Below are 14,281 nucleotides of genomic sequence, written 5' to 3' on the forward strand. Positions count from 1 at the left end.
GGAAAACACGTCGTCGGAAGATCTGACTCCGAGCTCAGGATCGAGCTCTCACAGTGGCGTGACCGTGCCAGATTCTCACTGGCTTCCTCACGTACGGCGTGTGCTCAGAACCCTAGCGGTTCAAGCGGTTGCTGGCGACGGGATGTCCACGGACGAAGTGCTCCGCGACGATCTCGGTGGCGGCCGCGGCGTCGACCCGGCCGTACCAGACGTCGTCGGGCTGGACGCTGACCACCGGCGCCTGGTTGCAGGGGAACTGGCAGCCGGTGTGGACGAGCAGGACGTCGTCGTCGCCGAGCTGGTGCTCCAGCATCGCGAGGACCATCGCCCGCAGGCTGTCGACCGCACCCATCGCCGTGCACCGAGGTCCGCGGCAGACCATCACCTGGTGGCGGTGGCCGGTCACGTCCTCCCACGCGGCCGAGGTGAGGCCGGGCTCGGACCCCGAGATCGGCTTCGTCTCCGCGCTCACTGTGGGGATCGCGTCGAGGCTGTCCGCGAGGCGGTTCGCCACCACCAGCTCGGGGCGCCGACCGGCCCGCTCCCGCCACCAGTGGGCCGCGATCCGGCGCAGCCAGGAGTGCGCGGGGGCCAGTGGCCCGGTGCTGATGCCGACGAGCACGATCGTCTCCGCGCCCTCGTCGGCGAGCCGGGTCAGCTCGGCCGAGAGCGAGGGATCGGCCTGCTGCAGGAACGCCAGCGACCCCCCGAGGTCGCGGGCCGCGGCAGCCAGCTCGTCGCGACGGTCGACATCGGCGACGGACATGCCGACGAGCACGGTGGTCATCGTCTGCTCCTGAGGGCGAGTACGGCGGTGGTGACGGCGGCCGCGGTCCCGACCCGTCGGGCGAGGCTCGTCGCCCGCGCGACGTCCTCGGGCCGGACGGCGCGGCCGGCGCCGATCAGGGCGCGGTGCTCGACCCGGTCGCCGTAGTAGCGGTTCACTCCCCCGAGTCGGACGCCGAGCACGCCGGCGAACGCCGCCTCGACGACGCCGGCGTTGGGGCTGGGGTGCGCAGCGGCGTCCCGACGCCACGCGCGCCAGCCCTCGCTCGCCCGGCCGGGCGAGACCGCGAGCGCCAGGGCCGCGCTGAGGCGGGACGCCGGCAGGTTGACCAGGTCGTCGAGTCGCGCGGAGGCCCAGCCGTAGCGCTCGTAGCGGTCGTTGTGGTGGCCCACCATCGCGTCGAGGGTGTTGGCGGCGCGGTAGCCGAGCAGCCCGGGCACCCCCGCGACGGCGCCCCACAGCAGCGGCGCGACGACGGCGTCCGAGGTGTTCTCGGCGACCGACTCCACCACCGCCCGCGCGACCTCGCACTCGTCGAGCTCGGAGGTGTCGCGCCCGACCAGGTGGGTCAGCCGCTCGCGCGCGGCGAGCAGGTCGCCGGCCGCCAGGTGGGCGTGCACGGCCAGCGCCTCGCGCTCCAGGGAGCGGCCGCCCAGCACCGCCCAGGTGGCCAGGGCCGTGACCACGACGGACCGGCGCTCGGCCATCGCCCCCAGAGTCACCGCTCCCCCGACCAGCACGGCCGCGTGCACGACGCCACGGGGTCGCGAGTCGGCGTACAACCGGCGCTCGAGGGCGCCCGCCACCGTGCCGAACCCGGCGACCGGGTGGAAGCGCCGGGGGTCGCCGAGCAGCCGGTCCGCGGCGTACCCGAGGAGCAGCCCGGCGGCGCGCGCCCTCACGAGAGCGCCACCAGCATGGCCGCGAGGGCCAGCTCGATGCTCGCGCCGAACACGTCGCCGGTGACGCCGCCGAAACGCCGGACCGCGCGCCACACGAGGATCGCGACGACCAGCAGCGCGCAGACCGACGCCACGGTCCCGTGCCACCCCCCGACCAGCGTGAGGAGGACCGTGACGACGAGCCAGACCACGATCGCGACGGTGACCGGCACCGTCTGCGTGAACGACCGCCCGATCCCATCGGTCCGCGCCGGCGGCACCGAACGCAGGCAGCAGACCACCAGGGCTGCCCGCGACAGGCAGACAGCGGCGCCGACGGCCGGCGCGGACGACGTGCCGGCCAGGCCCGCGACCTGCAAGCCGACCACCAGGAGCACGGCGACCCCTCCGGCCGGACCCGACGTGCCCGACTTCATCACCGCCAGCGAGCGCTCGCGGTCGTAGGACGCTGCCAACGCGTCGACCGTGTCCGAGAGTCCGTCGAGGTGGAAGCCGCGGTTGCCCAGCGTCACGGCGCCGATCGCGAGCAGCGCGACGACCAGCGGCGCCAGGTCGAGCGCGTCCCCCGCGACCACGACCGCCGCGGCGGCAGCGCCCAGCGGCAGCGCGGCGACCGGCGCGAGCACCATCGCTAGCCGGGCGCGTGCGGGGTCGACGATGCTCGGCGGCCGTACCGGCAGCGCGGTCAGGGTGCCGACGGCGAGCCGCCAGGCGTCGAGGAGCACTAGGCGCCGAGCTCGGACAGCAGGGCGACGTCGCGGAGCACGGCGGTGGCGCTGCGGACCACCGGCACCGCCGCGACCGCCCCCGATCCCTCACCGAGCCGCAGGCCGAGGTCGAGCAGCGGCTCGAGTCCCATCTTGGCGAGCGCGGTCGTCTGGGCCGGCTCGGTGGAGCGGTGGCCGGCGGCGTACCAGGCGACGGCGCCCGGCTCGACCCGGTCGGCCGTCAGCGCGCAGGCGACGCTCATCAGCCCGTCGAGCAGGACCGGTACGCCGTCCTGGGCGGCCGCGAGGAGGTAGCCCGTCGTCGCGGCGAGGTCGGCGCTGCCGAGGGCGGCGAGCGTCTCGACCGGGTCGGCGGTGCGGTCGCCGGCGCGCCGGAGCGCTGTGTCGATCACCTCGGCCTTGTGGACCAGCGCGGCGTCGTCGATGCCGGTGCCCCGGCCGACGACCTCGCTGCCGGGCAGGCCCAGCGCGGCCGCGATCAGCGCCGCGGCGGGCGTGGTGTTGCCAATGCCCATGTCGCCGCTCAGCAGCAGCTGCGCACCGGCCGCGATCTCCTCGCGAGCGACGGCGGCACCCGCCGCCAGGGCAGCCTCGGTCTGCTCACGGGTCAGCGCGTCCTCGAGGTGGATCGCGCCGCTGCCGCGGCGGATCTTGTACGCCGTGAGGGCGGCCCGGGTGTCGGCGTCGAGGTCGTCGAAGTCCTCGTCGACACCGAGGTCGAGGACCCGGACGCTCACGCCGTGAGCGGACGCAAGGGCGTTCACGCCGGCCTTGCCGGCCAGGAAGGTGCGCACCATGGCACCGGTGATCGCCGGTGGGAACGCCGAGACGCCGTGAGCAGCGACGCCGTGGTCGCCGGCGAAGATCACCAGCCGCACGCGGTCGACCGGAGCGGGCGGCACCTGGCCCTGGCAGGCGGCGACCCAGACGCCGAGCTCACCGAGGCGGCCGAGCGCGCCGGGCGGTGTGGCGAGGGCGGCGAGCCGCTTGGCGGCGTGGTCGCGGGCGATCGTGGACGGGGCGGAGACGTAGGTCATCGGTGCTCCTTCAGGAGGTGAGGGCGGAGAGGAGACGGGCGGTCGACTCGGGCGGGCGGACGGCGATCCGCACCCACGAGCCGTCGAGACCGGGGAAGGTGTCGGCACGGCGTACGGCGATCCCGCGGTCGCGCAGGGTGGCGTGCACGCCGTGGCCGACGCGGGCGAGCACGAAGGACGAGGCCGACGGGACGTGCTCGATCCCCCGGGACCGCAGGGCGTCCTCGAGGACCGTTCGCCAGGCGGCGATCGTGTCCGCCCGTGCGGCCGACTCGGGTGCGGCCTCGGCCGACAGGCACGCGACGGTCGCCGCGATCGCGGGCGCGGACAGCGACCAGGGCGTCTGCTGCCGGCGGAGCGCTGCGACGACGTCGGGGTCACCGACGACGTACCCGGCCCGGATCCCGGGGATCGACCAGTGCTTGGTGAGGCTGCGGACCACCAGGACACCGGGTTCCCCGGCGAGCGACTCGGGCTGGCCCGGCACCGCGTCCATGAACGCCTCGTCGACGACGACCAGCCGCCCGTCGCGGCAGAGCCTGCGGATCGCGGCGGCGGGGTGCAGCACGCCGGTCGGGTTGGTCGGGTTGCCGACGACCACCAGGTCGGCGTCCTCGGGCACGGCGCCAGGATCGAGCGAGAAGCCGTCCTCGGGGCGGCACAGCACCGACGTCACGGCGTGGCCCGCCTGCTCGAGGGCGGCGTGCGGCTCGGTGAACTGCGGGTGCACGACCACCGGGCGACGCCAGTCGCGCAGCCGCGCCACCAGCGTGAACGCCTCGGCGGCACCGGCGGTCGGCAGCACCTCGGCGAGACTGCGCCCGTGGTGGGCGGCGATCGCCGCGGCCGCGGGCGCTGCGTCCGGGTAGGCGCTCGCGTCGTCGACCGCGGCGTGCAGCGCGGCATCCAGCCAGGCCGGTCGCGGGCCGTCGAAGACGTTGACCGCGAGGTCGAGCAGGCCGGTCGTGGCCTCCGCGTCGCCGTGGTGACGCAGCGGGTCGAGCTGCCCGCCGTGGACGGCTTCGGCGAACCGCTGGGCGAGCTGCGGGTGGCCGGCCCAGTGCACGTGGAGGTACGACGCGTGCAGGGTCGCGCTGGTGAAGTCCCGGTCGGGGGTGGTCCGGGTGCGGTGGAACTCGTGCCCCGTCACCGGCTCCCCCGCGCGCATCAGCAACGAGTCGGCGGTGGGCGTGACCTCCGGGTAGCGCAGCGTCAGCCGCTCCGCCATCGCGGCCACGGCCGGGACCGCGCCGGCCATGGGTACGCCGTCGAGCGACTCCGCCAGGAGCAGCAGTCCCGCGCACTCCGCGACCGTCGGCACCCCGGCGGCCACGGCGGCGCGGAGGTCGCGGAGCAGGCCGGTGTTGGCGGCCAGCTCGGCGGCGTACATCTCGGGGAAGCCGCCGCCGAGGTAGATCCCGCGGGTGCCGGCGGGCAGGGCGGCGTCGGACAGCGGGTCGAACGTCACGACGCGACAGCCGGCCGAAGCCAGGAGCTCCTCGGTCTCGGGGTAGCGGAACGTGAAGGCACGCCCGCCGGCCATCGCGACCACAGGGCGGGAGTCACTCGGCGGGACCAGCGCGGGCGTCCACGGCTCGGCGTCGAGGTCGGGCGCGGACCGGGCGACGTCGAGGATGGCGGCGAGGTCGAGGTGCTGCGCGACCTGCTCACCGAGGTCCGCGATCGACCGGACCGACCCGTCACGCTCGGCGACGGGCACCAGCCCGAGGTGGCGGGACGGTGCGGCCAGCCGGTCGTCGTGGGGCAGGACGCCCAGCACCGGCAGACCGGTGCGCTCCAGCGACCGGACGATCTCGGCGGTGTTGCGCTCCGAGCCAGCGCGGTTGAGCACGACGCCCGCGATCTCGACGGCCGCGTCGTAGGCCACCATGCCGGCGGCGATGGCCCCGGCCGTGCGCGAGAGGCGGGCGACGTCGAGGACCAGCACGACCGGCGTCCGGGTCAGCGTCGCGACGTGGGCGGTGGACGCGAACCCGTCGGTGCCCAGGCGCCCGTCGTACAAGCCCATCACGCCCTCGATGACGGCGACGTCGGCGCCGCGTGCGCCGTGCAGCAGGAGCGGGACGATCCGCTCCTCGCCGACCAGGTGCGGGTCGAGGTTGCGGCCCGGACGCCCGGTGGCGAGGGCGTGGTAGCCGGGATCGATGTAGTCGGGGCCGACCTTGTGAGGGCTCACCTCGTTGCCGGCGGACCGCAGCGCGGCCATCAGCCCGGTGGCGATCGTGGTCTTGCCCTGTCCCGTCGACGGCGCCGCGATCACGACGCGCGTCAGGCTCACCACTCGATGCCCCTCTGGCCCTTCTGGCCGGCGTCCATCGGGTGCTTGACCTTCGTCATCTCCGTGACCAGGTCGGCGACCTCGACCAGCCGGGGGTCGGCGTTGCGGCCGGTGACGATGACGTGCTGCTGGCCCGGCCGGTGCGCAAGCGTCTCGACCACGTCGTCGACGTCCACCCAGCCCCACGTCATCGGGTAGGTGAACTCGTCGAGGACGAGCAGGTCGTGGGTCTCGGCGGCCAGCCGGCGCTTGATCTCCTGCCAGCCCTCGGCGGCGGCGACGGCGTGGTCGTCGGCATCTCCCTGCTTGCGGGTCCAGGACCAGCCGGAGCCCATCTTGTGCCACTCGACCGGACCACCCTCGCCGGTCTCGTCGTGCAGGGCGCCGAGTCGTTCGAGCACGGTCTGCTCGCCGATCCGCCACTTGGCGGACTTCACGAACTGGAAGACCCCGATCCGCCAGCCCTGGTTCCAGCCGCGCAGGGCGAGGCCGAAGGCTGCGGTCGACTTCCCCTTGCCGGGGCCGGTGTGGACCATCAGCAGCGGCCGGTTGCGGCGCTGGCGGGTGGTGAGGCCGTCGTCCGGTACGACGAGCGGCTGACCCTGGGGCATCAGGCGACCCGCCGTACGGCGCCGGTGATCGCCTCGGCACTGACCTCGGACACCGGGACGTGCTCGGCGCGCAGCAGCTCGGCGAGCCGGACCGCGAGCCCCAGGCGCAGCGGCCCGGTCTCGCCGTCGATGACGACGGTGGTGACGCCGAGGCCGGCGAGGTGCTCCGCAGCCTGCTGCGAGCGGGCGACCGCGTCGGGTCCCCCCGTGGCCCGGCCGTCAGTGACGACGACCAGCAACGGCCGGACCCGGGGGTCGCGGACCCGTTCGCGCTCGATCACCCGGGCCGCCTCGAGCAGTCCCTCCGCCAGCGGAGTCCGGCCCCCGGCCGGGATCTCGTCGAGCCGTCTTGCTGCGATGTCGACGGACCGGGTCGGCGGCAGCGCGACCTCGGCCGCCAGCCCCCGGAAGGTCACCAGGCCGACCTTGTCGCGGCGGCGGTAGGCGTCGAGCAGCAGCGAGAGGACCGCGGTCTTCACCTGGGTCATCCGCTTGCGTGCCGCCATCGAGCCCGACGCGTCGACGCAGAAGAGCACCAGGTTGGCCTCGCGTCCCTCGCGAACCGCGGTCCTGAGGTCGGCGGGACGCAGCGCGACGCGGGCGCCGTCGCGCTCGCGACCGGCCTGCTGGGACGCGGCCGCGCGGAGCGTCTCCACGAGGTGGAGCGAACCGGTGCCGGTGCTGGCGCCCACCCGGCGACCGTTTGTCGCCAGCGCCCGGCTGCGACGCCCGGCCTCGCCCTCGCCGAGCCCGCGGACGGTCAGGAGCTTGGGGCGGTACGGCGCGGCCGCGGCGACGGTCGAGTCGGGTGCGGCGCCGCCTCCGGCGGGCGGTGCCTCCTCCACCGGGTCGGCATCGGATTCGGTGGACTGCTCACCGCTCGTCGGGTCCTCCGACGGCCCGTCTCCGGTCGGCGGTGCCTCCTCCACCGAATCGGCGTCGGGTTCCGTGGATTGGTCACCGCTGGCCGGTCCCTCCGGCGGATCCGGCGGCAGCTCCTCGTCGCCGAGGATCTGGTCGAGCAGGTCCTCGTCGAGCCCCGGAGCGTCGAACGGGTTGCGACGGCGCCGGTGCGGCAACGCGAGCAGCGCGGCGCGGCGGATGTCGTCGCGGGTGACCTCGTCGCGACCGTTCCAGGCGGCGTGGGCGACCGCGGCACGAGCGGTGACGATGTCGCCGCGGAGGCCGTCGACCTCGAACGCCGCGCAGACCTCCGCGATCTTCAGCAGCGCCGTGTCCGACAGCAGGACCTTGCCGACCCGCTCGTGGGCGGCCTCGATCCGGAGGGTGAGCTCCGCGTCCGCCGCACGGAAGCGCTCGGCGAACGCGGTCGCGTCGGCGTCGTACGCCATCCGTCGGCGCACGACCTCGACCCGCAGGCTCGGATCACGCGGCGCCGCGACCTCGACCGTCAGGCCGAAGCGGTCGAGGAGCTGCGGGCGGAGCTCGCCCTCCTCGGGGTTCATGGTGCCGATCAGCACGAAGCGGGCGGCGTGCTCGACCGAGATGCCGTCGCGCTCGACGGAGGCGCGGCCCATGGCGGCGGCGTCCAGGAGCAGGTCGACCAGGTGGTCGTGCAGGAGGTTGACCTCGTCGACGTAGAGGATGCCGCGGTGCGCCCGCGCGAGCAGGCCGGGCTCGAACTCGACCTTGCCCTGCGACAGCGCGCGCTCGAGGTGGATCGAGCCGAGCACCCGGTCCTCGGTCGCGCCGACCGGCAGCTCGACCAGGCGGACCGACCGGGTCAGCGTCTCGACGTCGTCGGCGAACGGGCCGTCCGGCGAGACCGCGGACGGATCGGCGGGGTCTACCGAGAACCGGTCTCCGTCGTACACCTCGATCGGCGGGAGCACGTCGGCGAGAGCGCGCACCGTGGTCGACTTCGCGGTCCCCTTCTCGCCCCGGACCAGCACACCACCGATCTCCGGAGAGATGGTCGTCAGGACCAGGGAGAGGCCCATGTCGTCGAGGTCGTCGGCCTCGCAGCCGAGGACGGCAGAAAATGGGTACGGCACCGGCATGTGAGGCTCCCGCTCGCTTCGCCATTGGTCATGGTCGGGCGCGAGGCCGGTCTTCGGACTTGTCGGGTCCCCTCGAGAGGGGCTCGATATACCGCAGCGGGCCTGTGCCGGAGTCTCACCGGCTTCCCAGATTCTCCCCGTCGGACGTCCCCACCGTTTCCGATGGCTGGCCGTTGGGGCACCTCGTGCCTGTTGCGGCACACGATAGCGTCTGGCGGCGTGGTCACCGTCGTAGGTCTCGGAGCGGACGGCTGGGCGGGTGTTCCCGACCGGCTGCGCCAGCTGATCTGCGGCGCGACGGTCGTCCTCGGCGGTCAGCGGCACCTCGACCTGCTGCCCGACGTGCCGGGCCAGCGCCGCGAGCCGTGGCCGTCGCCGCTGCGCGACGGGTTGCCCGCGCTGCTGGCGTCCCTCGGTGACGAGCCGGTCGTCGCGCTGGCATCCGGCGACCCGCTGGTGTCGGGCATCGGTACGACGCTGATCGAGCTGCTGGGGGCCGGCCAGGTCGTGATCGAGCCGACCGTGTCGTCCATCGCCCTGGCCCGGGCTCGCATGGGATGGGCGGCCGAGTCGACCGCGGTCGTCACCGTCGTCGGCCGTGATCCCCGTGCCGTGCTGCGCGAGCTCGCCCCGGGTCGCCGGGTGCTCGTGCTGTCGTCCGACGCGACGACACCGGCCACGGTGGCGGCGCTGCTCGTCGGGGCGGGGTACGGCGCCTCGCGCCTGACCGTGCTCGGTGACCTCGGCGCCGCGTCGGAGTCACGGGTCGACGCGACCGCGGCCGAGCCGCCCGCTTCTGTGCCCGACCTCCACGTGCTGGCCCTCGAGCTCGACGGTCCGCCTCGCGGCGGCTGGGTCGCGGGCCTCCCCGACGACGCGTTCGAGCACGACGGCCAGCTCACGAAGCGCGACCTGCGCGCCTCCGCGCTCGCCCGGCTCGAGCCCACCCCCGGCGAGCACCTCTGGGACGTCGGCGCCGGCGCGGGGTCGGTCGGCATCGAGTGGATGCGCGCGCACCCGACCTGCACGGCCACCGCGGTCGAGGCCTCCCCCGAGCGGGCCGAGCGGATCGCCCGCAACGCCGGGGCCCTGGGCGTGCCCGGCCTGGACGTCGTGATGGGCAAGGCGCCCGACGCCCTGGCGGGACTGCCGGCGCCGGACGCGGTCTTCGTCGGTGGCGGCGCGACCGCTCCCGGTGTGATCGACACCTGCCTGGCCGCCCTGCGACCCGGCGGCCGGCTCGTCGTCCACGGGGTGACGCTGGAGACCGAGCAGCTGCTCGCGGCGGCGTACGCCGAGCACGGCGGCGAGCTCACCCGGATCAGCGTCGAGACCACGGCACCGATCGGCACCTTCACCGGCTGGACGCCGGCGCGCGCCGTGACTCAGTGGGCGTTGCGGACCCGCGTCGGGTCGTAGAGGTAGGACTCACCGCCCGGTCGCGGGTCGAGCGCGCGGCCGACCAGGATCACCGCGGCCTGCCGGAGCCCGGCCGCCTCGACGGCGTCGGCGATCGTCGCGACCGTCCCGTGCAGCACCTGCTGGTCGGGCTGGCTCGCCCGGTAGACGACGACCACCGGGCAGTCGTCGCCGTACTCCCCCGTCAGCTCAGCCATCAGCTCACGCGTGCGTGTGATCGCCAGGTGGAGCACCAGGGTCGCGCGGGTGGCGGCGAACGCCGCGAGCGACTCGGTCTCCGGCATCGCCGTCGACCGTGCGTGGGTGCGGGTCAGCACCACCGACTGGGAGAGCAGCGGCACCGTGAGCTCGCGGCCGACGGCGGCTGCGGCCGCGGCGTAGGCGGGCACGCCGGGCGTCACGTCCCACGGGACCTGGGCTGCGTCGAGCCGGCGGGTCTGCTCGGCGAGGGCGGAGTAGACCGAGGGGTCGCCGGAGACCAGCCGCACCACGTCGCGGCCACCGAGCAACCGCTCCATGATCTGGTCGAGGTCGAGGTCCTGGGTGTCGACGAGCTCGGCGTCCGGGCTGACGTGGCTGAGCATCGCGGGGTCGAGGTAGGTGCCCGGGTAGAGCACCACGTCGGCCTCGGCCAGCAGCCGGGTCGCCCGGACGGTGAGGAGGTCGGCGGCCCCGGGGCCCGCTCCGACGAAGTGGACGGTCACTCGACGAACCTCGGCGTCCAGACGCCGGCCGCGCTGACCCGTGTCGACTCGGCGCCGACGATCAGCAGGCACTTCATGTCGATGGTGGCCGGGTCCAGCTCGGCCAGGGTGGTGACCGTGACCGACTCCTCCGCCCGGCCGACGTCGCGACCGACGACGACGACGGTGTCGGGCTTGCGGTGCTCGAGCAGCACCCGCTGGGCGGTCGCCACCTGCTCGGTGCGCGACCGCGACGCGGGGTTGTAGATCGCGAGCACCAGGTCGGCCTCGGCGATCGCCCGCAGCCGGCGCTCGACGACCTCCCACGGCTTGAGCCGGTCCGACAGCGAGACGACGGCGAAGTCGGCGCCGATCGGCGCACCGGCCCGCGCGGCGACGGCCTGCACGGCCGACAGCCCGGGGAGCACCCGGATCCGGACGTCGGCGTACGCCGGGTCCTCGGCGGCCTCGAACACGGCGGCCGCCATCCCGAAGACACCCGCGTCACCGCCGGAGACGACGGCGACCCTCTCCCCCGCCCGGGCCAGCGTGAGCGCGTGGCGGGCGCGGTCGACCTCGACCGTGTTGCCCGACGCGTGCCGGGTCAGCCCTGCGCGCTGCGGCACCCGGTCGACGTACGGGCCGTAGCCCACGACGTGGTCGACCTCGGCCAGCACGGCCGACACCTCGGGCGTCAGCCACGCGTCCGGTCCCGGTCCCAGCCCCACGACCAGCAGCTCCGCGGGTTGCGGTTTGGTCACCAACCGCAGGTCTGGAGCGCTCCCAGCTGCGGTTTGTGACCAAACCGCACGCCGACCGGGGCCGTTGCGGGAGTCGCCGGGCACCACGATCAGGGAGAAGTACGGCACCGAGTCCGGGTCGACGTCGGCCACCGGCAGCCAGCGCTGCTCGGGCATCGACGCGCGCTCGACGTACATCGCGTGCTCGATCCGGCCCGCGGCCTCGAGCGCACGGCGAACGGCCGGGAAGGTGCGGCCGAGCTTCATGATGATCGCGGCGTCGGTGTCGGCCAGGCGGCGCGCCAGCTCCGGCTCGGGCATCGTGCCTGGGAGCACGGTCAGCACGTCGGTCTGGCGCACGAGCGGGCTGGCGGTGGCTGCCGTCGCGGCGAGGAAGGCCGGTACGCCGGGCACGACCTCGGTCTCGTAGCGCTCCGAGAGCCGGTCGTGCATGTACATGTAGGAGCCGTAGAAGAGTGGGTCCCCCTCGGACAGGAGCACGACGTCCCGCCCCGCCTCGAGGTGCGCGGCCAGCCGGGTCGCGGACTCCTCGTAGAAGTCCGCCATCGCGCCGACGTAGCCACCTGGGTGGTCCGTGCTCCCGGTCGTCACCGGGTAGGTGAGCCGCTCCTCGATCACGCCGTCGGCGAAGAGACCGCTCGCGATCCGGCGAGCGTTGGACTCCTTGCCGCGGCCGCAGTGGAAGGCGATCACGTCGGCCGCGCCGATCAGGCGGGCGGCCTTGAGGGTGATCAGCTCGGGGTCGCCCGGACCCACGCCGACACCGTGGAACCGGCCGGTCATTCCTCCTCCTGGGCGAGGGCGTTGAGGGCGGACGACGTCATCGCGGACCCGCCGCGGCGGCCGTGCACCGTCACGAAGGGCAGGTCGATGCCGTGGTCGGTCGCGAAGGCGGCGAGCGCCTGCTTGGACTCGACCGCGCCGATGAACCCGACCGGGCAGCCGACGACCACGGCCGGTCGCGGGGCGCCGTCGAGGATCATCTCGAGCAGGTGGAAGAGCGCCGTCGGGGCGTTGCCGATCGCGACCACGGCGCCCTCGAGGTGCGGCTCCCACAGTGAGACCGCGGCGGCTGTGCGCGTGGTCCCCCACTCCCGCGCGAGGCCCGGGACCCGCTGGTCGTTGAGGAAGCAGAGGACGTCGTTGTCCCTCGGTAGCCGGCTGCGGGTCACCCCCGTCGCGACCATGGTGGCGTCGCAGAGGACCGGCGCACCCGAGTCCAGGGCGGACCGGGCTGCAGCGACGGCGAGCGGGTGGACCACGAGGTCGGCGGCCAGGTCGACCTGGCCGCTGCCGTGGATCATCCGGACGGCGAGCTTCTCGGCGTCGGGGGGTACGGCGCTCAGGTCCGCCTCGCGCCGGATGGTGGCGAAGGAGTCGAGGTAGATGGCCGGGCCGCTGTCGACGTACGGGTAGCGACGGCGCGGTGGGTGCAGGTCAGGCATGCGACTCCTCGGGGACGAGCACGCCGCGCCACGGCGTGACCACGAGCTCGGGTGCGGAGGCGGTCAGGGCGGCGACGGCAGCGCGGTCGAGACCAGAGACCGCGTCGACGTGCTCGCCTCCGGCGACGTCGCCGTACGCCAGCGGGTCCTGGGCCACCGGGATCCGCGGGTCCTCGATCGACGGCGGCAGCAAAGGCTCGTCGAGCTCCCAGACGTGCCACGGGGCGGTCGGTCCGCTGCCGCGACGGTCGAGGAAATCGCCGGCGAGCACCACGATCTCGGCAGCGGCGGCCTCGAGCGGGACGACCGGTCCCCACCCCCCGCCCACGCGCAGCTGGGCCGTATCGGCGTCGAGCGCGACGAGCCCGAGGTCGCAGCCGCGGTCGACCAGGTCGCCGCGGCCGTCGTCGAGCACGAAGAGGAAGCGACCGGGCAGCTCGGCGAGCCCCGGGTCCGCGCAGAGCAGCCGGTCGAGCTCGTCCGCGACCGGGCGCAGGTCGGCCCGACCGCCCGCGAGCCCGGTCTGCGGCGAGACCATCACGTTGCGGACGAGCTCGTGGGTGCGTGTCGGCAGCAGCCCGGTCGCCTCGAGCGCGGCGATCGCGTCGTCGTCGAGGCGACCGTCGACGCCCGGGAGGCCACGGAGCTGGAGGTTGGCGCGCCCGGTCAGGCGGACGCGCCCGTCGCCGTACGTCGTCGCGACGTCGGCGAGCGCCGTGAGGGCGGACGAGCCGACCCGGCCGCCGATCAGGCGGAGCCGGACGAGCAGGCCGTCGTCGGCCGACCACGGGCGCAGCACGCCCGGGCAACGGTCGGTCCGGTTGCGAGTGGATGCCACGGGTGAGACCTGTCTGGCCAGGGGCCCGTCCGCGGGACCCTCGTACGACCTGGCGGCGGTCGCCGCTAGGGCCAGCAGGTCTTCGGACTCGGGATCATCCGGTGCGGAGCGCCTTCCCGGAGTCTCCTCCAGTGGCTGCGGTCGCCCGCGTGCTCCGCCCGTCACCCTCACCGCTGCGCGTCAGTCCCGGATTCTCACCGGGTTCCCTGACTCCAACTGCAATGGAGTACGACTGGCAGGGCGAGCCTAGCGTGCGCGACCGGCCCTGATCGGTCAGCCCGTCTCAGCCCGTCTCAGTCGGCCTTGACCGCGAGCACCGGGCAGTGCGCGTCGAGCAGGATCCGCTGGGCGTTGCTGCCCAGGATCAGCTTGCCGACCGGCGAGCGGCGGCGCAGGCCGATCACGATCAGCTCGGCGGCGTTCGCCTCGGCGATGCTGATCAGGTCCTCGGCCGGCTCGAAGCCGCGCACCAGCTGCCGGACCTCGTACTCGACCCCGGAGCCCTCGAGCGCCTTGCGGACCGCGTTCATCTCCCGCTCGGCCTGGGTCGCGGCGTCGGAGTCGAAGTCCTGGCCACCGCGGTGGGAGTTGACCACGATGAGCGACGCCCCTCGCAGCTTCGATTCCGAGACGGCCGTGCGCAGCGCGGCCTCCCCCTCCGGCTTGGGTACGTAGCCGACGACGACGGTGCCCATCAGGTCTCCCTACTGCGAGGTCGTGCGCGTTGCTGGTCCACGGTGGCTGACCTCT

The 14,281-nt window shown here is 74.5% G+C and carries 13 protein-coding genes and 2 riboswitches; of the genes, 1 reads left to right on the forward strand and 12 read right to left on the reverse strand.

Annotated elements, in window-relative coordinates; genetic code table 11:
* Positions 1–112: 112 nt before the first annotated feature.
* The 7 genes from ABLE68_RS20920 to ABLE68_RS20950 are packed head-to-tail and all read right to left on the reverse strand — an operon-like array spanning position 113 to position 8,385.
* A complete protein-coding gene (locus ABLE68_RS20920; protein WP_348873982.1) occupies positions 113–787 on the reverse strand; it encodes a (2Fe-2S) ferredoxin domain-containing protein in 675 nt (224 codons plus the stop codon).
* The gene (locus ABLE68_RS20925) at positions 784–1,689 is read right to left on the reverse strand and encodes a cobalamin biosynthesis protein (protein ID WP_348873984.1); all 906 of its coding nucleotides are present in this window, start codon (positions 1,687–1,689) and stop codon (positions 784–786) included. The genes ABLE68_RS20920 and ABLE68_RS20925 overlap by 4 nt, the downstream gene beginning before the upstream one ends.
* The gene (locus tag ABLE68_RS20930) at positions 1,686–2,414 is read right to left on the reverse strand and encodes an adenosylcobinamide-GDP ribazoletransferase (RefSeq protein WP_348873986.1); all 729 of its coding nucleotides are present in this window, start codon (positions 2,412–2,414) and stop codon (positions 1,686–1,688) included. Before ABLE68_RS20930 ends, ABLE68_RS20925 begins: the two co-directional genes overlap by 4 nt.
* Positions 2,414–3,454, reverse strand: coding sequence for a nicotinate-nucleotide--dimethylbenzimidazole phosphoribosyltransferase (cobT, locus tag ABLE68_RS20935; RefSeq protein WP_348873988.1), 1,041 nt, complete (start codon positions 3,452–3,454; stop codon positions 2,414–2,416). Before cobT ends, ABLE68_RS20930 begins: the two co-directional genes overlap by 1 nt.
* Before the next feature lie 10 nt (positions 3,455–3,464).
* On the reverse strand, positions 3,465–5,753 hold the full coding sequence (cobBC, locus tag ABLE68_RS20940) for a bifunctional hydrogenobyrinic acid a,c-diamide synthase/histidinol phosphate aminotransferase CobBC (protein WP_348873990.1): 2,289 nt from the start codon (positions 5,751–5,753) through the stop codon (positions 3,465–3,467).
* Complete coding sequence (gene cobO, locus ABLE68_RS20945; protein WP_348873992.1) at positions 5,750–6,364, reverse strand: cob(I)yrinic acid a,c-diamide adenosyltransferase; 615 nt, start codon at positions 6,362–6,364, stop codon at positions 5,750–5,752. The genes cobBC and cobO overlap by 4 nt, the downstream gene beginning before the upstream one ends.
* Positions 6,364–8,385: a VWA domain-containing protein gene (locus ABLE68_RS20950; protein WP_348873993.1), complete on the reverse strand. Its 2,022-nt coding sequence runs from the start codon at positions 8,383–8,385 to the stop codon at positions 6,364–6,366. The genes cobO and ABLE68_RS20950 overlap by 1 nt, the downstream gene beginning before the upstream one ends.
* Positions 8,386–8,412: 27 nt before the next feature.
* Positions 8,413–8,550, reverse strand: a riboswitch (cobalamin riboswitch).
* A 54-nt stretch (positions 8,551–8,604) separates the two neighbouring features.
* On the opposite strand from ABLE68_RS20950, the gene cbiE reads away from it, so the two are divergent.
* On the forward strand, positions 8,605–9,804 hold the full coding sequence (gene cbiE, locus ABLE68_RS20955; RefSeq protein ID WP_348873994.1) for a precorrin-6y C5,15-methyltransferase (decarboxylating) subunit CbiE: 1,200 nt from the start codon (positions 8,605–8,607) through the stop codon (positions 9,802–9,804).
* Here cbiE and cobM read toward each other — a convergent pair.
* The 5 genes from cobM to ABLE68_RS20980 all read right to left on the reverse strand — a co-directional run bounded on the left by cobM (position 9,771) and on the right by ABLE68_RS20980 (position 14,226).
* Positions 9,771–10,508, reverse strand: coding sequence for a precorrin-4 C(11)-methyltransferase (gene cobM / locus ABLE68_RS20960; protein WP_348873995.1), 738 nt, complete (start codon positions 10,506–10,508; stop codon positions 9,771–9,773). The two genes, cbiE and cobM, sit on opposite strands and share 34 nt — an antisense overlap.
* A complete protein-coding gene (locus tag ABLE68_RS20965; protein WP_348873996.1) occupies positions 10,505–12,031 on the reverse strand; it encodes a precorrin-2 C(20)-methyltransferase in 1,527 nt (508 codons plus the stop codon). Before ABLE68_RS20965 ends, cobM begins: the two co-directional genes overlap by 4 nt.
* Positions 12,028–12,693, reverse strand: coding sequence for a precorrin-8X methylmutase (locus tag ABLE68_RS20970; RefSeq protein ID WP_348873998.1), 666 nt, complete (start codon positions 12,691–12,693; stop codon positions 12,028–12,030). The genes ABLE68_RS20965 and ABLE68_RS20970 overlap by 4 nt, the downstream gene beginning before the upstream one ends.
* Positions 12,686–13,531, reverse strand: a complete 846-nt coding sequence (locus tag ABLE68_RS20975; RefSeq protein ID WP_348874000.1) for a nitrite reductase — start codon at positions 13,529–13,531, stop codon at positions 12,686–12,688. Before ABLE68_RS20975 ends, ABLE68_RS20970 begins: the two co-directional genes overlap by 8 nt.
* Positions 13,532–13,587: 56 nt before the next feature.
* A riboswitch (cobalamin riboswitch) is annotated at positions 13,588–13,782 on the reverse strand.
* Between the two features lie 42 nt (positions 13,783–13,824).
* Positions 13,825–14,226 carry a universal stress protein gene (locus tag ABLE68_RS20980; protein ID WP_348874002.1) on the reverse strand — a complete coding sequence of 134 codons (402 nt, stop codon included), beginning with the start codon at positions 14,224–14,226 and terminating at the stop codon, positions 13,825–13,827.
* Between the last annotated feature and the right edge of the window lie 55 nt (positions 14,227–14,281).

Origin of the sequence: Nocardioides pollutisoli (assembly GCF_040045055.1) — a bacterium.
In the GTDB taxonomy this organism is placed as follows: domain Bacteria; phylum Actinomycetota; class Actinomycetes; order Propionibacteriales; family Nocardioidaceae; genus Nocardioides; species Nocardioides tweenelious.

Bases quoted from the DNA above. Each gene is read 5' to 3' on its own strand.
- ABLE68_RS20965 (WP_348873996.1), bottom strand. From the start codon at position 12,031: ATGACCGGCCGGTTCCACGGTGTCGGCGTGGGTCCGGGCGACCCCGAG.
- ABLE68_RS20950 (WP_348873993.1), bottom strand. From the start codon at position 8,385: ATGCCGGTGCCGTACCCATTTTCTGCCGTCCTCGGCTGCGAGGCCGAC.
- cobO (WP_348873992.1), bottom strand. From the start codon at position 6,364: ATGCCCCAGGGTCAGCCGCTCGTCGTACCGGACGACGGCCTCACCACC.
- ABLE68_RS20970 (WP_348873998.1), bottom strand. From the start codon at position 12,693: ATGCCTGACCTGCACCCACCGCGCCGTCGCTACCCGTACGTCGACAGC.
- ABLE68_RS20980 (WP_348874002.1), bottom strand. From the start codon at position 14,226: ATGGGCACCGTCGTCGTCGGCTACGTACCCAAGCCGGAGGGGGAGGCC.
- cobT (WP_348873988.1), bottom strand. From the start codon at position 3,454: ATGACCTACGTCTCCGCCCCGTCCACGATCGCCCGCGACCACGCCGCC.
- ABLE68_RS20920 (WP_348873982.1), bottom strand. From the start codon at position 787: ATGACCACCGTGCTCGTCGGCATGTCCGTCGCCGATGTCGACCGTCGC.